Raw genomic sequence first — 18724 nt, 5'->3', positions numbered from 1 at the left:
ACAGTGGCGCGACAGGTGTAACTCATCGTCGCGACAGGGGGCATTGGGGATCTGGGGGGATCTGTTGCTGACGTCTGTCTTCATAGCCGTCGTCTCGCTGGCCTTGTTCTGGATGGCGGCTTTCACTCTGTGGTGGCAGATGCACGCGTGGCGTACGCCCGAAGTGCTCGCCTCCACCCGGTTCAGCAGACCGGACGGCGGCGAGCACGTGTCGTTCTCGCTGCTGTTGCCGGCCCGGCACGAACAGGCCGTGCTGGACCACACCATCCAGCGGCTGCTGGAGTCCACACACGCCGACTTCGAGATCATCGTCATCGTCGGGCACGACGACCCGGAGACCACTCAGGTGGCCGAGAAGGCCGCCTCGCGTGATCCGCGCGTCCGCGTCGTCGTCGACACCCACGAGAAGAAGAACAAGCCGAAGGCCATGAACACGGCGCTGCCGCACTGCCGCGGCGACGTCGTCGGGGTCTTCGACGCCGAGGACCAGGTCCACCCGGAGCTCCTCGCCCACGTCGACCACGCCTTCCGCACCACCGGGGCGGACGTCGTCCAGGGCGGCGTCCAGCTGATCAACTTCCACTCCAGCTGGTACAGCCTGCGCAACTGCCTGGAGTACTTCTTCTGGTTCCGCTCCCGGCTGCATCTGCACGCGCAGAAGGGGTTCATCCCGCTCGGCGGCAACACCGTCTTCGTCCGCACCGACGTGCTGCGGGAAGCCGACGGCTGGGACCCGAACTGCCTCGCCGAGGACTGCGACCTGGGCGTCAGGCTGTCCAGTGTCGGCAAGAAGGTCGTCGTCGCCTACGACTCCGACATGGTGACCAAGGAGGAGACGCCCGGCAGCCTGATGTCGCTGCTGAAGCAGCGCACCCGCTGGAACCAGGGCTTCCTCCAGGTCTACCGGAAGAAGGACTGGAAGCAACTGCCCACCCTCGGGCAGCGGTTGCTCGCCCGGTACACGCTCATGACGCCGTTCATGCAGGCCTTCACCGGGCTCATCATCCCGCTCAACATCGTGATCGCCGTATTCCTCGACGTGCCGGTGTCCGTCGCCTTCGTCACCTTCCTGCCGGCCGTCACCGCACTGGTCACCTTCGTCTTCGAGGTCGTCGGACTGCACGACTTCGGCAAGCAGTACGGACTGCGCGTCCGCTTCGTCCACTATCTGAAGCTCATCGTGGGCGGTCCCTTCTACCAGGTCCTCCTCGCCGGTGCCGCCGTCCGCGCCGTATGGCGTGAGCAGCGCGGCCGTAACGACTGGGAGCTGACCACTCACGTCGGCGCGCATCTCAATCACGCCGAGACCCGTGCCGGAACGACCCGAGACATCCGAGAGGACGTCACCGCGTGACCTCCACCCTTCCCGCGGTGACCACTCCGAAGGTCCCCGCGCAGAGACAACCTGTCCCTACGCAGCGTTCGACCGGCCGAACGGAGCCGCCGAGACGGCTTCGCTCCTCCCGCCCCGACTTGATCCTGTGCGGCGTACTCCTCCTCGCGATCCTCGTCGTGCAGGGCTGGAACATCGCCGACTACCCGACCCTCAGCGACGACGAGGGCACGTACCTGGCCCAGGCCTGGGCCGTGCAGGAGGGCCGGGGCCTGGCCCACTACACCTACTGGTACGACCACCCGCCCCTCGGCTGGATCCAGATAGCCCTGCTGACCTGGATACCCGCCGCCCTCAGCCCCGACTCGATGACGGTCGGCACCATGCGTGCCGCGATGCTCGTCATCAGCGCGATCAGCGCGGTCCTCGTCTACGTGCTCGGCCGGCGGCTGTCGCTGCCGCGCTGGGCGGCCGGGCTCGGCATGGTCATGTTCGGCCTCTCGCCGCTGTCGGTCGTCCTCCAGCGGGAGATCTTCCTCGACAACCTCGCGGTGATGTGGACGCTGCTCGCCTTCGCGCTCGCCGCTTCCCCGAGCCGTCATCTCTGGCACCACTTCGGCGCAGGCATCGCGGCCGCCACGGCCGTACTGACCAAGGAGACGATGCTCTTCGTCCTCCCCGCGGTCTTCGTCACCATGTGGCGGCACAGCCACCGCGACACCCGTAAGTTCGCCCTCACCGGCGCCGTCACCGCCTGCGCGCTGATCGGCCTGTCGTATCCGCTCTTCGCCCTGCTGAAGGGCGAGCTGTTCGCCGGCAGCGGGCACGTCTCGCTGTGGGACGGCATCAAGTACCAGATGACCAGGCCCGGTTCGGGCTTCATCCTCGACCAGGGCTCCGGCTCCTGGGGCGTCCTCCAGTCGTGGCTCTACTACGATCGTGTCCTCATCGTCGGCGGCCTCGCGGGCGGCCTGCTGCTCCTGGTCACCTGGCGCTGGTCGGTCACCGCCCGCGCCCTGGCCGGACCCTCGTGCGCGGTCGTCATCCTCGCCCTGGTCGCCATGCGCCCCACCGGCTACCTGCCCGCCATGTACGTCATCCAGGTCCTGCCCTTCCTCGCCCTCGTCCTCGCCGGAGGAACGGCCTCAGTCGCCCACGCCGTCCTGCGGCGCCGGCGGTCCGAGGCCGAGAAGCGGTACGTCACCGGCGCGCGGTACGCCCTCGCGGCCGTCCTCGCGCTCGCCGCCTGCGCCTATGTCGTGCCGCGCTGGTACGACGGCGCCCGCACCGCCGTTACCGCCGACGCCAACGCGCCCTACCAGGCGGCCTCGAAGTGGCTGGCCTCGGAGGTGGCCGACCCGCAGGACACCCGGGTGCTCGTCGACGACGCGCTGTGGCTGGACCTGGTGCACGCCGGGTACGAGCCCGGGCTCGGGGCCATCTGGTTCTACAAGGCCGACCTCGACCCGGCCGTGACGAAGACGATGCCGCGCGGCTGGAAGGACCTCGACTACGTGGTCGCCTCGCCGACGGTACGGCGGGACGCGGCGGACCTGCCCAACGTCAGGGCGGCGATGGAGCACTCGACGCCGGTCGCCGTCTTCGGCACCGGCGAGGACCGGATCGAGATCCGGCGGATCCAGACAGCATCCGGAGGGGTTCGATGACTCACGAGTACACCGCCCCCGGAGAGCTGGGCGATCCGTCGGTGGACGCCGCCGAGGTTCCCGAACCCGGCGCCGTCACCATCGTCGTACCGACCTTCAACGAGTCGGAGAACGTAGGGCAGTTGCTGCACCAGATCACCGAATCGGTGCCGTCCCGGCTGCCCTGCGAGGTCGTCTTCGTGGACGACTCCACCGACGACACCCCGCAGGTCATCACGGAGGCGGCCCAGGACTGCCCGTTCCCGGTGACCGTCATCCACCGGGACGAACCCGTCGGCGGGCTCGGCGGCGCGGTGGTCGAGGGGGTGAAGGCGGCCGGGTCGGACTGGATCGTCGTCATGGACGGTGACTGCCAGCATCCGCCGTCCCTGGTCCCGGAGTTGGTGGCCACGGGCGAGCGTGCGAGCGCCGGGCTCGTCGTCGCCTCCCGGTACATCAAGGGCGGCAGCCGGGCCGGGCTCGCGGGCAGCTACCGGATCGCCGTCTCACGGGGCGCCACCTGGCTGACCAAAGCCCTCTTCCCTCGCCGGCTGCACGGCATCAGCGACCCGATGAGCGGCTTCTTCGCCATCCGCCGCAGCGACATCACGGCCGAGGCGCTCAAGCCGCTCGGCTACAAGATCCTGCTGGAGCTGGCGGTCCGCAGCCGTCCGCGCACGGTCACCGAGGTGCCGTTCGTCTTCCAGGAGCGGTTCGCGGGGGAGTCCAAGTCCACGGCGGCGGAGGGGCGGCGCTTCCTGCGGCACCTCGCCGGGCTGCGTACGGCCGACCCGCTGTCGCGGATGGTGGTGTTCGGGCTGATCGGGCTGACGGGCTTCGTGCCGAACCTGGCCGCCCTGTGGGCGCTGACACAGGCGGGCCTGCACTATCTCCCGGCGGAGATAGTCGCCAACCAGTTCGGCGTGGCCTGGAACTTCCTGCTCATCGAGAAGCTGCTGTTCCGCGACCGACGCGTCCACCGCCACTGGGCCGACCGCACCACCCGGTTCGCGCTCCTCGCCAACGCCGACCTGGTGCTGCGCATCCCGCTGATCGCGCTGCTCGTCGGCCAGTTCGGGCTGGCCGTCCTGCCGGCCACCGCGCTGGCCCTGGTCATCACGTTCGTCCTGCGCTTCGTCGGTACCGAGGCGCTGGTCTATCTGCCGCGCAGGAGCCGCACAGCAAGGAGCACTGCATGAGATCGAGACCGAGAACGGCCTTGCTGGCCGTGTTGGGCCTCACCGGAGGTCTCCTCCTCACCGCGCCCCAGCCCGCCTCCGCCGCCAACCTCATCAAGAACCCCGGCTTCGAGACCGCCGGCACCGACGACATGCCCTACTGCTGGAAGAAGTCCGGCTGGGGCGACAACGACTTCACCTTCACCACGACCACGGACGCCCACAGCGGCACCAAGGCCATGAAGGTCGAGCTCACCCGCCGTGTCGAGGGCGACCGAAAGGCCCTCATCACCGAGTCCGCCGAGTGCGCGCCGGTCGTCACGCCGGGCAAGCAGTACGACCTGGGCCTCTGGTACAAGTCGACCACCCCGGACGCCTCGGTCACCCTGTTCCGGCACGACCCGACGGCGGGCTGGCAGTACTGGACCGACCTCAAGACGCTGGACATGGCGGCCGGTTGGACCGAGGCCACGGTCCGTACGCCCGAGGTGCCCACCGGCACGGACCGGATCGCCTGGGGCGTCTCCGTCTACGGCACCGGCTCGGTCACCACCGACGACTACACGATGGACCAGGTCGCCGACCCCGTCCCGGACCCGGTGTGCACGGGCACCGCGGACGAGTGCGCGAACGGCCGCTGGGACGTGCTGCCCACCCAGAACCCGGTCCGCTCCATGCACTCCGTCGTCCTGAACAACGGCAAGGTGCTGCTGATCGCGGGCTCCGGCAACGACCCGGAGAGGTTCGAGGCGGGCACGTTCACCAGCGCGGTCTACGACCCCGAGAACGGCACGTACAAGCAGATCCCCACGCCCAAGGACATGTTCTGCGCCGGGCACGTCCAGCTCGACGACGGCCGGGTGCTCGTGATGAGCGGCAACAAGGGCTATCCGTCGGCCGACGGCACGGTCGGCTACCAGGGCTACAAGGACTCGTACCTCTTCGACCCGGTCACCGAGACCTACAGCAAGACCAACGACATGAACGACGGCCACTGGTACCCGTCGGCCACCATTCTCGGCAACGGTGACGTGATCTCCTTCGGCGGTCTGAAGGAGGACTCGTCCGGTTCGGTCACCGCCGAGCTGTGGTCGGACGCCGAGCAGAAGTGGCTGGAGCTCTGGAAGGTCAACCAGACCTGGTCGTACTGGGGCCTGTACCCGTCGATGATCCTGATGCAGGACGGCCGCCTCTTCTACTCCGGCAGCCATGTCTTCGGCAACAACATCCCGGGCACCGGATCGGCGATCTACGACTACGACGCCAACACGATCACCCAGGTGCCGGGCCTGCAGAACAAGGACGAGCGCGACCAGTCCGCAAGCGTGCTGCTGCCCCCGGCCCAGGACCAGAAGGTCCTCACCGTCGGCGGCGGCAACATCGACTCCAACCCGGACGCGAACCGTCTCACCGACGTCATCGACCTCAAGCAGCCCAACCCGTCCTACGTCGCAGGACCGCCGCTCCCGCAGGGCACCGTCGACCTCGGAGGCGGCAAGGTCCCGCAGACCGGCAACCAGGGCAAGATGTACCCCTCCGTCGTACTCCTTCCCGACGGCAAGGTCCTGGAGACGGGCGGCGCGCTGCACAACCGGGCCAACCCGGTGTTCGAGTCGTCGCTCTACGACCCGGCGACCAACACCTTCGACCCGGTGGCGGCGGACCCGGAGGAGCGCGGCTACCATTCCTCGGCGTTCCTGCTGCCCGACGGCCGTGTGATGGCCACGGGTGACAACCCGGGCAACGGCTCCTGGAACCACGACGTGTCGATCTACACCCCGCCCTATCTCCTCAAGGGCGAGCGCCCGACGATCACGTCGGTCATCGACACGGAGTGGACGTACGGCGACACCCAGCGGATCACCGTCGACCGGCCCATCGCCAAGGCCGAGCTGATCCGTCCGGCCGCCGTCACCCACTCCTCGGACCCCAACCAGCGGTTCGTGGATCTGCCCCTGTCGGTGGACGGCGACAACGTCGACCTGAACGTGACGAGCAACCCCAACCTGGCCCCGCCCGGCTGGTACATGCTCTTCGCGGTCGATGCCAACGGGGTGCCGTCGGTCGCCAAGTGGGTCCACCTCCAGGGCCCGCAGGCCCTGAGCGCGACGGACGCCTCCGCCCACGTCCACGATTTCGCCGACAGCCTCGAAGGCAAGGTCACGGGCCCCGGCAAGAAGCGGAAGTCCCAGAAGGTCAGCCCGACCGTCTCCGGCTGCGACCGGCACTACGGCTCCGCCAACGTCTGCGTGCCGACGGACTTCCCGCCGGCCGTGAAGGCGACGACGAAGGCCCGCTGCGACTGGCTGAAGAAGAACGACTACGGCCGCCTGGAGGTCAACGGCAAGGACGACCCGCTACGGCTGGACCCGAACCGGGACGGTATCGCCTGCGGTAAGGCGGATCCAATGAGGCGTTAGACGCCCTGAGGCGCGCGGGGCCGTATCGATATGCGGCTCCGCCGCCTGGGCGCGGCCAGCCACAGACGGCCCGCAGTTCCCCGCGGCGCTCAACCATCAACGGCGCTCCGAGCGGAGCGACATCGCGCGCTCCACGATGGCCACCAGTTGCTCGTGGTGCGCGCCCTTCCAGTACGCGCGCTTGCACGCGGTGCACTGCGCGAACACGTCGTACGACCGCTGCGTCCCGCCCTCCAGCTGGTCCGCCACCTCGTCCTTGGTGGCCGCCTTGAGCAGGCCGTTGCAGGCGGAGCAGCGGGTCCAGGGGCGTAGTTCGGGGCGGAACCGGTCGAGTACATCGCGGAGTTGGTCGTCGGGCCGTGTGCTGTAGACATACGCCCCGGCCCACAGCTCTCGGCGCCGCAGCAGCCCCCGGTCACGGCTCAGCATGACCCGCTGCTCGGCGGCCGAGAGCGCGGCGAGCGCCGGGTCGCCGATGTCCGTCGACTCGTACGCGGTGTCCACGCCGAGCAGACGCAGACGGCGGGCGAGGGTGCCGAGGTGGACGTCGAGCAGGAAGCGCAGGGGAGCGTCGGGCACCCGCTGGGGGCGCTGGACGGGGCGTACGGTCACGGACTCGCCCGCCGTCGGGATGTGCGACACCGGCACCTCGTGGCCGTCCACGACCAGGGTGCCGACCTCGGTCAGCGGGACGCCGAGGGACTCGACGACATGGCCGAGGGTCGAGACGCCGTCGGTGGTGACTGCGCCGGCGCCCGCGCGCCGTCCGTTGGGCAGGAACAGGCGCAGTTCGGGGGCGAACTCGACGTGGATCTCGGGACCGTTCACCTGGTCAGGATGTCACGGCGGACAGCTCGCGCCTCAGGTGATTTCCGCGGGAAGACCGTGCTCGATGACGTCCAGGGTGCGGTCGAGAAGGTCGAGGAGGTCGTCCTTGAAGTCGTTCTCGGCCCAGTACAGGGGGATCTCCGCAAGGCCGCCGATCAGGGACATCGTGTAGACCCGTGCCTCCAGGCTGTTCCGGTCGAGCCCGTTGCGGACGGCGACGGCCTCGGCGAGCATCCGGCCGGTGACCGACATGCTCTCCAGCATCCGGGACCGCACCGCCGGGACCTGGACCATGAGATGCGACCGCAGCCGGGCGGCCTCGGGCCCCTCCGCCGTCCCGGCGCTGATCGCCAGCCGCATGACGTACCGCAGCGACTCCCCCCACGGCTCGTCCGCCGGCCGCCTGCGCAGCTCGTCCAGCAGGATCGGGTCGTACTCGTCCGTGAGGACGATGTCCTCCTTCGTCGGGAAGTAGCGGAAGACCGTGGACGGCGACACCTCGGCGCGCTCGGCGATCTGCTCGATCGTCGTGGCGTCGTAGCCCTGCTCCTTGATCAGCGCGTACGTCGCGTCGCGGATCGCTGTCCGGGTCTTGATCTTCTTCCGCTCGCGAAGCCCCAGCTGGGGGCGGTCGGTCAGGGGAGAGGACTGTGCGGGGGTCATGGGGATCATTGTCGGGCACCGGCCCCCTCGACAGCCATGTGAGCGCGGAGGCGGCGTGACCAGCGCCGCGCCGACGTCCGTGGGGGCCCGACGACGTCCCCGGTGTTCCGGGGCGCGAAAAGGGCCACGGCTCGGAAGCCGTGGCCCTCGGGGGAGCCCTGCGCTGGGCTACGCGTGCTGGTAGGCCACCAGTGAGATGCCGACGTAGTGCGTGATGAACGCCGCCAGCGTCAAGGTGTGGAAGACCTCGTGGAAGCCGAACCAGCGCGGTGACGGGTTCGGGCGCTTGATGCCGTAGATCACGCCGCCCGCGCTGTAGAGGAGACCGCCGACGATCACCAGGACCAGCACCGCGATGCCGCCGGAGCGCATGAAGTCCGGCAGGAAGAAGACGGCCGCCCAGCCCATCGCGATGTAGCAGGGGGTGTAGAGCCAGCGCGGGGCGCCGACCCAGAAGACCCGGAAGACGATGCCGGCCGCGGCGGCGGCCCAGATGCCCCACAGCAGCCACTGACCCTTGGCCCCCGGCAGGAGCAGCATCGTCAGCGGTGTGTAGGTGCCCGCGATGATCAGGAAGATGTTGGCGTGATCCAGTCGGCGCAGGATGCCGTCCATCCGGGGGCTCCAGTTGCCCCGGTGGTACAGCGCGCTCACGCCGAACAGCAGACAGGCGGTGAGAGCGAAGATCCCGCAGGCGATCCGGCCTCTGGTCGAGTCCGCGAGGGCGGTGAGCACGAGGCCCGAGACGAGCGCGGCGGGGAACATCCCGAGGTGCAGCCAGCCGCGGAGCTTGGGCTTGATCTCGTCCGTGAGCTGCTGGGCGTGGTGTGCGATCTGGTGGGGCAGGGAGGGCGCGCCGGAAGCGCGGCCGGCGGCCGCCGTGTCCGGTTGCGCGTCGGGGACGGGCGCAGTCATGGGGGGCATCGTACCTACGGAACCGTAAGTTACGTATCAGCGCGGCGAGATGAGAGCCCGGAAGTGGCCATCCTCTCATGGGGTGCCCGCGCGGGGCGCACCTGGGGTGAAGCCGTGGTGACGCATCGAAAACATCTGGATGAGTGGCGATGCTCACGCCGCTCACCTGTGACGCCCTCTGGACATATGGGCGGACCCGTCGGATGATCAAATGAGTGCGGTCGACACCGGATGAGCGCGAAAGATCGGGACGGCGGATCCAGTCCATCCCGTTCGCGAAGCATCCGGGTCGCGGCCCCCACGGGGCATACAAGGGCATATTCACGACAAAATCCCTCTCTTAGGAGCAACCGTGGCGCGCGACATCGCGGCTCCCCCCGTCGTCCCCACCCACCACCGGGAGCTGGTCTCGTGGGTGAACGAGATCGCAGAACTCACGCAGCCGGACAACGTGGTCTGGTGTGACGGATCCGAGGCCGAGTACGAGCGTCTGTCCGAGGAGCTCGTCGCGAAGGGCACCTTCAGGAAGCTCGACCCGATCAAGCGCCCCAACTCGTACTACGCCGCCTCCGACCCGACCGACGTCGCCCGCGTCGAGGACCGGACCTTCATCTGCTCCGAGAAGGAGGAGGACGCCGGCCCGACGAACCACTGGATGGACCCCGCCGAGATGCGCGAGGTCTTCTCCGGTGAGAAGGGCGTCTTCCGCGGCTCGATGCGCGGCCGGACGATGTACGTCGTCCCGTTCTGCATGGGCCCCCTCGGCTCCAAGCTCTCCGCGATCGGCGTCGAGATCACCGACTCCGCCTACGTCGCCGTCTCCATGCGCACCATGACCCGCATGGGCCAGGCCGTGCTCGACGAGCTCGGGGAGGACGGCTTCTTCGTGAAGGCCGTGCACTCCGTCGGCGCCCCGCTGGAGCCCGGCGAGCAGGACGTCCCGTGGCCCTGCAACCAGACCAAGTACATCTCCCACTTCCCGGAGAGCCGCGAGATCTGGTCCTACGGCTCCGGCTACGGCGGCAACGCCCTGCTCGGCAAGAAGTGCTACGCCCTGCGGATCGCCTCCGTCATGGCCCGCGACGAGGGCTGGCTCGCCGAGCACATGCTGATCCTGAAACTGACCCCGCCGCAGGGCGAGTCCAAGTACGTGGCGGCGGCCTTCCCCTCCGCCTGCGGCAAGACCAACCTCGCCATGCTGGAGCCCACTATCTCCGGCTGGACCGTCGAGACCATCGGCGACGACATCGCCTGGATGCGCTTCGGCGAGGACGGCCGCCTCTACGCCATCAACCCCGAGGCCGGCTTCTTCGGCGTCGCACCCGGCACCGGTGAGCACACCAACGCCAACGCGATGAAGACCCTGTGGGGCAACTCGGTCTTCACCAACGTGGCGCTGACCGACGACAACGACATCTGGTGGGAGGGCATGACGGAGGAGACTCCGGCCCACCTGACCGACTGGAAGGGCAACGACTGGACGCCCTCCTCGGACGCCCCGGCCGCCCACCCCAACGCCCGCTTCACCGTCCCCGCCTCGCAGTGCCCGATCATCGCGCCCGAGTGGGAGGACCCCAAGGGCGTGCCGATCTCCGCGATCCTCTTCGGCGGCCGCCGCGCCACCGCCGTACCGCTTGTAACCGAGTCCTTCGACTGGAACCACGGCGTGTTCCTCGGTGCCAACGTGGCCTCCGAGAAGACCGCCGCCGCCGAGGGCAAGGTCGGCGAACTGCGCCGCGACCCCTTCGCCATGCTCCCCTTCTGCGGCTACAACATGGGCGACTACATGGCCCACTGGGTCGACGTCGCCAAGGACAAGGACCAGTCCAAGCTGCCGAAGATCTACTACGTCAACTGGTTCCGCAAGAACGACGAGGGCAAGTTCGTCTGGCCCGGTTTCGGCGAGAACAGCCGCGTCCTGAAGTGGATCGTCGAGCGCCTGGAGGGCAAGGCCGAGGGCGTCGAGACCCCGATCGGCATCCTGCCGACGAAGGACGCCCTGGACACCAACGGTCTCGAGCTGGCCGACTCCGACCTCGACTTCCTGCTCACCGTCGACAAGGAGATCTGGCGCGAGGAGGCCGCGCTCGTCCCCGACCACCTCAACACCTTCGGTGAGCACACGCCGAAGGAGCTGTGGGACGAGTACGAGGCGCTGGTGCGGCGCCTGGGCTGAGGCCCTCCTATGAGCTCCGCGGCCGGTTGGGATGCGCCCTGACCAGTGATCGTCACGGCCGGCCGCGGTGAGATACGGCGAAGCCGCGTACAACGGCGTGCGTGGCTCTGGGCCTGTCGTCGTGAACCCCGTCCGCCCCGACGGGGTTCACGACGACAGGCCTTCGTCTGTGCGGATGCTCGCCGTTGGTGGGTGTCGTGTGCGGGTCGCGTCGTGGCTGGTCGCGCAGTTTTTGCGCCCCTGGGTGGGCTACTGTGAACGGTCTTCCAAGTAGCGGGTGTGTGACTCCTGTCGCCTTGCCTCCGTCTCGCGTAGCCCCGCCGCCAGCTGCTCCGCCTCCTTCTTCAGCAGACCCAGCTGTCGCTCCAGATGCAGCTCCGGCGACTCCGTGCCCGGCGTCATCCGCGTCCACCACCGTGTCCGTACGAAGCTGTCGACGGCCTCCGGAAGATCGCGCCGCACGATCCGGGAGAGCACGTGCACGCCCTCCGGGTCGTGCGCCAGCAGCTCGGCGACCCAGCCGCGGTCGAGCAACGCGGCCAGTAGCTCGGTGAGTTCGCGGAGCCTTGCCGCGGCCGTGACCGACAGCTCGACGTCCCCCAGATAGCCGCGCAGCTTCTCGAAGTCGCCCCGCACCTCGTCGAGCTGGGCCGACGGGTCCGGGAAGTCGGGGGGCGCGGGCCGCTCCGGCGGGGCGATCAGCGCGCCCGCGCCGTACAGTCCCGCGACCACCACGGGCCAGTAGGGGCCGGCCACTCCCGTGAAGGTCAGCACGACGCCGACCAGCCCGCACGCGCTCCCGGCGATGTTCTTGCGGGACTCCAGATACGCCACTGCCTTACTGGTAGCCACGGATCTCCTCGAAGGCGCCGTCCAGCGAGCCCTCCTGGGCGTCGAAGAGACGGCCGCCGGTCAGCTCGGCGATGTGCTCCAGTTCGGACCGGTCGGAGTCGCCGAAGAGGATGGGGAAGACGGGCGTCTCCCGCCGGTCGCGGTCGAGCCCCGCGTAGAAGGCGTCGAAGTCGCCCGCCTCGGCGCCGGTGGTGTTCTCGCCGTCCGTCATCAGCACGATCGAGGTGAACGTGTCCTCGGAGCGTCCGGCGCCCAGATGCTCGTACGCCTTCTCCAGCGAGGTGTAGATCGCGGTGTCGCCCTCGGCGCTGAGCGCGTCGGTGTCCTCGCGGATGGCGTCCAGCCCGGTCTTCGGGCGGGCGGGCTCCACGACATGCGTGCGCACGCTCTTCACGTCCGACCCGAAGGGCATCAACGTGACCTCCTCGCGCTCGCGGAAGTCTCCGGTGAGGTCGGCGAGCGCCTTCTTCAGCTGTTCCAGCCGGTCGCCCTCCATCGAGCCCGAGGTGTCGAGGACGTAGACGGTCCTGGACGGGCGGCGCAGCTCGTTCTCGTACGAGTCGAGCAGGCCGTCGGCGACGGAACGGGTGCCCGGGAAGGGCAGTTCGCGCCGCCTGCCGGGGTCGAGGCCGGGCGCGGGAGGGACGGAGGCGACGACCGGGCGGCGATGGGTGCGCTCGGTGATCAGCCGCTGGATGCCCTCGGTGCGCAGGGCCTCGGTGAGGCGGCGGACGTCCTCGCGGGTCGCGGCGTTCGTCGAGGCGAGGGAGGAGAGCGGGTAGTCGGCGGTCACGACGCCGTCCTTGGGGCGGATCACGGTCAGGCCCGGGATGCCCTTGAGGACGGACTCGTAGTTGAGCAGGGCGTCGACGTTGCCGCGCCGGCCGTACGCCGCCGCCAGCCAGCCCGAGGAGCCCGATGTCAGCTTCTGCCCCTTGAAGAACTCCTTGAGGCGGGGCGTGGCCTTGTCGACGTCGGTGTCGGTGAGCGCGGACTGGGCGCCGGACAAAGCCGAGGCGACGGAGACGAGGGTGGCGAAGCCGGAGTTGGAGCGGGCGGGGTCGGTCATGCCGTAGGTCAGCCTGCCGTCCTGGACGGCCTGCTCGATCCGCGACCAGGTGACGTCCTCGGGCTTCCAGCCCAGCGAGCCGAGCGTCGTCGACCTGACCCCGATGGCGACCGGGCTCGACATGACCGGCGTCTCCGACACGACCTTCCTCGCCGCGTCGGGGCGCAGCCGCAGATAGTCGTTGGAGGACAGCCACAGGGCGTCGTACCGCCCGTCCGCCTTGCCCTTCGCCAGCAGTTCCACGGCGTCGAGGGTGCCCATGTAGGTGGGCCGGACCTTGATGCCGGTGTCGTCGGCGATCCGGTCGAGGACCGGGGCCATGTCACCGAGTTCGCTGGAGGCGAGGACGCGCAGGGTGCCCGGCTGCGGGGCGTTCTGGTCCGGAGCGTCGGCGGCCTTCTGCGAGGTGCAGGCCGTCAGCAGGGCCAGCGCGGCGAGCGCGGGCGCGAGAAGCCGTGCTCTCATCCGAGCCCACCCTCCAGCGCGCCCTGTGCACGACTGCGCTCCAGGTAGGCGCTCGCGTGCTCCAGTTCGGCGGTCAGGCTCTCCACCGTCGTCGCCATCGCCTCGGTCGCCTGGACCTTGTAGGTGTCGATGGCGTCGAGGGTGCGGTAGATCTGCTGGAAGGCGCTTCGCAGGGTCTCCGCACCCACCGCCGGGTCGGCGGCGATGCGCTGGATCTCCCCGCTCTGGCCCGCCAGCATCTCGGCATTGCCCCGGATGAGGTCCTCGGTCGTCCCGCGCAGGGCGTTGACCTGCTCGATGACCTTCTTCTGGTTGTCGAGCGCGGAAGCCAGCATCACCGAGATCCGCAGCGCCGAGACGGTCGTGGTCGCGGCCCGGTCGACGCCCTTGATCAACTCCTCGTTGTTGCGTCGTACGACGTCCATGGCGAGGTAGCCCTGCGCGCACACCGCGAGCTGGGTGAGCAGGTCCTGGTGCTTCTGCCGGACGGGGAAGAGGACGTCGGCCCGGAGCGAGTCCGCCTGCTGGGGGTCGCTCGCGTCCACCCCGGCGATGTGCTGCTCGACGGCGCTGTCCAGCGCCTCCGTCAGCACGACGTACTCCTGGAGCTTGCCCATGGACTCCCAGAGCCGCACCCGCTCGGTCTGGAGCGCCGCGTTGTCCCGCCGCAGCTCGTCCTGCCCGCCCCGCAGCGCCCCCACGATCTTGTTGAGGGTCCCCTGCGCGGAGGCGTACTTTGCGACGTGGTCGCGCAGCTTGTTGCCGCCGGGGAGCCGGGACAGGAACTTGCGCCCCTTGGCGGCGGGCAGATCCCGCGGATCCAGGTCCTCGACGACCCGCCGCAGCTCTACCAGCGAGCCCGCGACCTGCGCCTGGGCGTCGCCGCCGCGGTCGGGCAGGCTCCGGATGGTCCGCTCCAGCATGCGGTTGGACTGGGCGGCGGCGGTACGCATCTCGCCGGCGCCCAGCGCGGTGATCTCACCGACCTTGCCGGCGAACTCGGGGGAGCGGGCGTCGAGCGCCGCGAGCCCCTCGACGTAGGCGGAGGCCTTCTTGGCCATGTCGGTACGGACGGCGTCGTCGACCGGGACGAGCCCGCCGGCCTTCTCCCGCGGCACGGTGGCCACGGGCTCGGGCGGGGTGAGGACGAAGGTGTCGTCACTGCTGTTCATTGCGTTGCTGTCCCCCTTATCCGCGCGCCCGTCGCGCCAGTTCGTGCAGCACCTTCGAGGTGGGCACGGGCGCCTGGCGGACGCCGGTCAGCTTCTGCTTGAGGTAGGTGGTGTCCGAGGCGAACTCGGCGTCCTCGCCCTGCGGACGGAACCCGTGCCGCACCTGAAGCGCACGCAACTTCGCGTCCTGGGAGAGGAGTCCGGCGACGGCCTTGCCGTCCTCGGTGAGCGGTACGACGGTGTGGTCGCTGTTGACCGTGGTGTCGGGGTAGAGGACGACCAGGTCGTCGGGCTGCTGTCCGTCCGTCAGGAGGGAGGCGACCTGCGACTCGTAGACCACGACCAGCGGATTTCCGGCCCCGCTGACGAAGTCCCGGAAGGCGGCGTCACTGCTGGACTGCTGGGCGCCCTGGACGCTGACCAGCTTGTGCAGCAGCGGAGCGGTGCGGTCCACCTCGGCGTCGGTGGCGACGACCTTGCCGCCGTTCGCGACGTAGGAGGCGGCGGCGAGGTACAGGGCGCCGGAGTTCGACGTCTCGGGGTCGGTGCTCGACAGGTAGAGCGTGCCCGTCAACTCCCCGTACTTCCCGGTGCCCTTGAGCTGCTGCCAGGTGCGGTCGGCGCGGGCCGCGTCCAGATAGGCCGTCATCTTCAGCGTGCCCCGGTGGGACTCGTCCAGCGTCGCGAGACCGTTCCCCTCGAGCACCTCGGCGGCGTTCTTGTGCGCCACGACGACGAGGGGCGAGTAGAAGGGCCGGGGAAGGGTCCCCGTCACCTTGTACTTGGCGGCGAGTTCGTCGGCCGGCGCCCGGCTCGACGGCAGCGCGAGGTCGTACCCCTTGAGGTCCAGCCCCTCCATGGCCCACGACCCGGAGGTCTCGGCCTTCACGGTGTAGCCCTTGGCGGCGAGGGCTTCCACCACATCGGGATCGGCGAAGAACTCCGCCTTCTCCGACCCGATCACCGCGCGCACGGTCTTCGTTGCCGTGCCCTTGTCCTCATCACTGCGGCCCGCGACGACGGCAGCCACCACGCCACCGATCAGCAGCACCGCGAGGACTATTCCTGCGATTCGTCTCACGCAGGGGAGAGTGCTCGCGGAATCCAACGTTCCCCGTCAACGGGGATGAACGGCGGGTGTCATGCCGGTCCCGTTACAGCACGGGGAGACTGCAACGCCCCTGTCTTTCAGCTTCTAGGGGCGCGGGGAACTGCGCGACAAGCCACGACGAACCCGCAGCCGCCCGCGAACAGAACCACCTACGGCGAATCGCACGGCAGCCGACAGCACCACACAACCCGGCGTGAGCAAGACACCCGGCTCAGCCAACGCAGTGCCATGGCACCCGGTCCGCGCGTCGCTGCGGGTGCACGCGGACCGGGGCCGTTCAGGGGGGATCAGCCGACGCCGGTCAACTCCTGCGGCTCGGCCTGCGCGGCAGCATGCGCGTCCATACGCTCCGCGGCCAGAATCGCCACCGCCGTATCCGCACGAGACGCGGCGACGACCAGCGCCCGCCCGGCGAGGGCATGCGCACGGCGGTGCAGTGCCGCGAGCTTCGCCTGACCGCCGGAGGCACCCGCGCGGGCCGGCGCGGGGCCGCCCCGCAGTCGGGCCACCTGCTCGGCGAGCCGCTCGGCGGCCGCGTCGAGGTCGGTGGAAGGGGCCGCCTCGCGCAGCTCGTCCGTGACGGCGAGCAGTGCGGCGAGGTGGCCGGCGAGCTGGATGTCCAACTCCTCCTCGCGCGAGCGGTGAGGGAAGTCGGTGGTGTTGCCGGCCATCGTGCTGTGGACCGACTTGGTTCGGATCGGTTCGTACATGGGGATGGCCTCCTGTGCGCTGACAGGAAGCCATCCTAGCTTAGATTTCGTCTAAAGTTGAGCCGTTCACAAGACCGGACCGTCTCTTGCACACAGAGTGAGCGTCAGGGCTGGCTGTATCCGTCGAGGAAGCGCCCGATCCGGCCCACCGCGTCCCGCAGATCCGTGACCGTCGGCAGGGTGACCACGCGGAAGTGGTCCGACTCCGGCCAGTTGAAGCCACTGCCCTGGACGACCATGATCTTCTCGCTGCGCAGCAGGTCCAGGACCATGCGCCGGTCGTCCTTGATCTTGAAGACCTTGGGGTCGAGGCGCGGGAAGAGATACAGCGCCCCCTTCGGCCGCACACAGCTGACCCCGGGGATCTGGGTCAGCAACTCGTACGCGACATCCATCTGCTCCTTCAGCCGCCCCCCCGGCAGCACCAGGTCATTGATGGACTGCCGCCCGCTGAGCGCGGCGACGACACCGTGCTGACCGGGCATGTTCGCGCACAGCCGCATGTTCGCGAGGATGGTGAGACCCTCGATGTAGGAGTCGGCGTGGGCGCGCGGGCCCGAGATCGACATCCAGCCGACCCGGTACCCGGCGACCCGGTACGCCTTCGACATGCCGTTGAAGGTGAGGGTGAGCAGGTCGGGGGCGACGGCGGCGGTCGGGGTGTGCGTGGCGCCGTCGTAGAGGATCTTGTCGTAGATCTCGTCGGAGCAGACGAGGAGGTTGTGCCGGCGGGCGATGTCCGTCAGCCCCCGGAGCACGGCCTCGTCGTACACGGCCCCCGTCGGGTTGTTGGGGTTGATGATGACGATGGCCTTGGTGCGGTCGGTGACCTTGCGCTCGACGTCGGCGAGGTCGGGCATCCAGTCGGACTGCTCGTCGCACCGGTAGTGGACGGCGGTGCCGCCGGACAGGGAGACCGCGGCGGTCCACAGCGGGTAGTCGGGCGCCGGAACCAGCACCTCGTCCCCGTCGTCGAGCAGGCCCTGCATCGCCATGACGATCAGCTCGGAGACGCCGTTGCCGATGAAGACGTGCTCGACGTCGGTCTCGATGCCGAGGGTCTGGTTGTGCATGACGACGGCCCGGCGCGCGGCCAGCAGGCCCTTCGCGTCGCCGTACCCATGGGCCGTCGACACGTTGCGGAGGACGTCCTCCAGGATCTCGGGCGGGCACTCGAAGCCGAACGCGGCCGGGTTGCCGGTGTTCAGCTTGAGGATCCGATGCCCCGCCGACTCGAGCCGCATCGCCTCCTCGAGCACCGGGCCCCGGATCTCGTAACAGACGTTGGCGAGCTTGGTCGACTGGATCACCTGCATGTCAAGGAGCTTACGGCTGCGTAACGTCCGGTGGGCCGTGTTTTCCGACACGTGAGACGCGGCGGTTTGGGCCGTTATCGCCGGTAGCTGTCCCGAGGCCGCCCGCCGTCCCTACAATGCGCCCCCATGTCCATGCCACCTGAGCGCGAGAACGGGACGCCCCAGGGGCCGCCGAACGTGTACCACCCGCGGTCGGCGCCGCCCCCGGCCTACGAGGCGTACCCGGACCCGGCGGCCGCGCACGGCTGGGAGAACGCGTACGACGAGACGGCGGAACTGCCTCGGGTGGACGATGCCGGGACGGCCGAGGGCGCGGGTGCGCGAGGTGGGCGTAGGGCCGGGGGCGCGGGTGCGCGAAGTGGGCGTAGGGCCGGGGGCGCGGGCCGAGGAGCGCGCCGCAAGGCGCGGGCCCGGGGCTCGCGCCGCCTGGTGATCACGGCCGGCGTGGTGGGCGCGGTCTCGGCGGCGGCGCTGATCGCGGGGCTCTCCCTGTCCGGGTCGTCGCCGGAGGGCGCCTCGCGCGGCAAGCAGAGCGGTGACGGTACGAGCCCGACGGCGGGAGCTTCGACGGACCCGACCGGCGCCCCGCACGCCGAACCGGCCACGCCCCGCTCGTCCGGCGCCACCGCCTCGCCCCGCGCGGACGCTCCGGGCACCTCGCCGAGCGCCGCCGCCACCGACGAGGACGACAGGACCGGCAGTGCACCCTCAGCGACGCCCTCGACGCCCTCCGCCACGGGTGCTGCGCCCTCGACCCCGACCGCCACGGCGAGCACGGTCGCACCGGGCGGCAGCGGACGGGACGACCCGCCGGGGCGAGGGCCGGGGAAGACGAAGGGCCCCCGGTAGTGCGCAGGCGGCTTTGGCGGT

Annotated in this window: 15 protein-coding genes; 6 read left to right on the top strand and 9 right to left on the bottom strand. The window is 69.7% G+C overall.

Annotated elements, in window-relative coordinates:
• The first annotated feature begins 64 nt into the window (after positions 1-64).
• Genes KUM44_RS18750 through KUM44_RS18735 form a run of 4 tightly spaced genes read left to right on the top strand, consistent with a single transcriptional unit; the run spans position 65 to position 6577 of the window.
• Entirely contained in the window at positions 65-1354 is a 1290-nt protein-coding gene (locus KUM44_RS18750; RefSeq protein WP_217209170.1) for a glycosyltransferase, read from the top strand.
• Positions 1351-3000 carry a glycosyltransferase family 39 protein gene (locus KUM44_RS18745; RefSeq protein ID WP_217209169.1) on the top strand — a complete coding sequence of 550 codons (1650 nt, stop codon included), beginning with the start codon at positions 1351-1353 and terminating at the stop codon, positions 2998-3000. Before KUM44_RS18750 ends, KUM44_RS18745 begins: the two co-directional genes overlap by 4 nt.
• Positions 2997-4178: a glycosyltransferase family 2 protein gene (locus KUM44_RS18740; RefSeq protein WP_217209168.1), complete on the top strand. Its 1182-nt coding sequence runs from the start codon at positions 2997-2999 to the stop codon at positions 4176-4178. The genes KUM44_RS18745 and KUM44_RS18740 overlap by 4 nt, the downstream gene beginning before the upstream one ends.
• Positions 4175-6577 carry a galactose oxidase early set domain-containing protein gene (locus KUM44_RS18735; RefSeq protein WP_217209167.1) on the top strand — a complete coding sequence of 801 codons (2403 nt, stop codon included), beginning with the start codon at positions 4175-4177 and terminating at the stop codon, positions 6575-6577. Before KUM44_RS18740 ends, KUM44_RS18735 begins: the two co-directional genes overlap by 4 nt.
• Before the next feature lie 96 nt (positions 6578-6673).
• Here KUM44_RS18735 and KUM44_RS18730 read toward each other — a convergent pair whose 3' ends face one another.
• From KUM44_RS18730 to KUM44_RS18720, 3 genes are all read right to left on the bottom strand, one after another.
• Complete coding sequence (locus KUM44_RS18730) at positions 6674-7405, bottom strand: Mut7-C ubiquitin/RNAse domain-containing protein (RefSeq protein ID WP_217209166.1); 732 nt, start codon at positions 7403-7405, stop codon at positions 6674-6676.
• 33 nt (positions 7406-7438) lie between these two features.
• On the bottom strand, positions 7439-8068 hold the full coding sequence (locus tag KUM44_RS18725; protein ID WP_217209164.1) for a TetR/AcrR family transcriptional regulator: 630 nt from the start codon (positions 8066-8068) through the stop codon (positions 7439-7441).
• Between the two features lie 168 nt (positions 8069-8236).
• On the bottom strand, positions 8237-8983 hold the full coding sequence (locus KUM44_RS18720) for a hemolysin III family protein (protein WP_217209162.1): 747 nt from the start codon (positions 8981-8983) through the stop codon (positions 8237-8239).
• Positions 8984-9335: 352 nt separating this feature from the next.
• On the opposite strand from KUM44_RS18720, the gene KUM44_RS18715 reads away from it, so the two are divergent.
• Positions 9336-11159: a phosphoenolpyruvate carboxykinase (GTP) gene (locus KUM44_RS18715; protein ID WP_217209161.1), complete on the top strand. Its 1824-nt coding sequence runs from the start codon at positions 9336-9338 to the stop codon at positions 11157-11159.
• A 249-nt stretch (positions 11160-11408) separates the two neighbouring features.
• Here KUM44_RS18715 and KUM44_RS18710 read toward each other — a convergent pair whose 3' ends face one another.
• From KUM44_RS18710 to KUM44_RS18685, 6 genes are all read right to left on the bottom strand, one after another.
• Complete coding sequence (locus KUM44_RS18710) at positions 11409-12011, bottom strand: hypothetical protein (RefSeq protein ID WP_217209160.1); 603 nt, start codon at positions 12009-12011, stop codon at positions 11409-11411.
• Positions 11998-13545 (bottom strand): substrate-binding and VWA domain-containing protein, encoded by a 1548-nt coding sequence (locus KUM44_RS18705; RefSeq protein WP_217209159.1) that lies wholly within the window; start codon positions 13543-13545, stop codon positions 11998-12000. The genes KUM44_RS18710 and KUM44_RS18705 overlap by 14 nt, the downstream gene beginning before the upstream one ends.
• A complete protein-coding gene (locus KUM44_RS18700; protein WP_217209158.1) occupies positions 13542-14717 on the bottom strand; it encodes a toxic anion resistance protein in 1176 nt (391 codons plus the stop codon). Before KUM44_RS18700 ends, KUM44_RS18705 begins: the two co-directional genes overlap by 4 nt.
• Positions 14718-14733: 16 nt before the next feature.
• The gene (locus KUM44_RS18695; protein WP_217209157.1) at positions 14734-15798 is read right to left on the bottom strand and encodes a substrate-binding domain-containing protein; all 1065 of its coding nucleotides are present in this window, start codon (positions 15796-15798) and stop codon (positions 14734-14736) included.
• A gap of 317 nt (positions 15799-16115) precedes the next feature.
• Positions 16116-16538 carry a hypothetical protein gene (locus tag KUM44_RS18690; RefSeq protein ID WP_217209155.1) on the bottom strand — a complete coding sequence of 141 codons (423 nt, stop codon included), beginning with the start codon at positions 16536-16538 and terminating at the stop codon, positions 16116-16118.
• 104 nt (positions 16539-16642) lie between these two features.
• Complete coding sequence (locus tag KUM44_RS18685) at positions 16643-17854, bottom strand: pyridoxal phosphate-dependent aminotransferase (RefSeq protein ID WP_217209153.1); 1212 nt, start codon at positions 17852-17854, stop codon at positions 16643-16645.
• 126 nt (positions 17855-17980) lie between these two features.
• On the opposite strand from KUM44_RS18685, the gene KUM44_RS18680 reads away from it, so the two are divergent.
• Complete coding sequence (locus KUM44_RS18680; protein ID WP_217209151.1) at positions 17981-18703, top strand: hypothetical protein; 723 nt, start codon at positions 17981-17983, stop codon at positions 18701-18703.
• Positions 18704-18724: the final 21 nt, after the last annotated feature.

This window comes from Streptomyces sp. AC550_RSS872 (assembly GCF_019049285.1).
Lineage (GTDB): Bacteria > Actinomycetota > Actinomycetes > Streptomycetales > Streptomycetaceae > Streptomyces.
Note: the sequence above shows the minus strand (reverse complement) of the source record. Positions and strands in the feature narration are given on the sequence as shown.

Excerpts from the sequence above, each read along its gene's own strand:
- KUM44_RS18680 (WP_217209151.1), top strand. The coding sequence starts at position 17,981 with ATGTCCATGCCACCTGAGCGCGAGAACGGGACGCCCCAGGGGCCGCCG.
- KUM44_RS18725 (WP_217209164.1), bottom strand. The coding sequence starts at position 8,068 with ATGACCCCCGCACAGTCCTCTCCCCTGACCGACCGCCCCCAGCTGGGG.
- KUM44_RS18705 (WP_217209159.1), bottom strand. The coding sequence starts at position 13,545 with ATGAGAGCACGGCTTCTCGCGCCCGCGCTCGCCGCGCTGGCCCTGCTG.
- KUM44_RS18700 (WP_217209158.1), bottom strand. The coding sequence starts at position 14,717 with ATGAACAGCAGTGACGACACCTTCGTCCTCACCCCGCCCGAGCCCGTG.
- KUM44_RS18690 (WP_217209155.1), bottom strand. The coding sequence starts at position 16,538 with ATGTACGAACCGATCCGAACCAAGTCGGTCCACAGCACGATGGCCGGC.
- KUM44_RS18685 (WP_217209153.1), bottom strand. The coding sequence starts at position 17,854 with ATGCAGGTGATCCAGTCGACCAAGCTCGCCAACGTCTGTTACGAGATC.
- KUM44_RS18720 (WP_217209162.1), bottom strand. The coding sequence starts at position 8,983 with ATGACTGCGCCCGTCCCCGACGCGCAACCGGACACGGCGGCCGCCGGC.
- KUM44_RS18735 (WP_217209167.1), top strand. The coding sequence starts at position 4,175 with ATGAGATCGAGACCGAGAACGGCCTTGCTGGCCGTGTTGGGCCTCACC.
- KUM44_RS18740 (WP_217209168.1), top strand. The coding sequence starts at position 2,997 with ATGACTCACGAGTACACCGCCCCCGGAGAGCTGGGCGATCCGTCGGTG.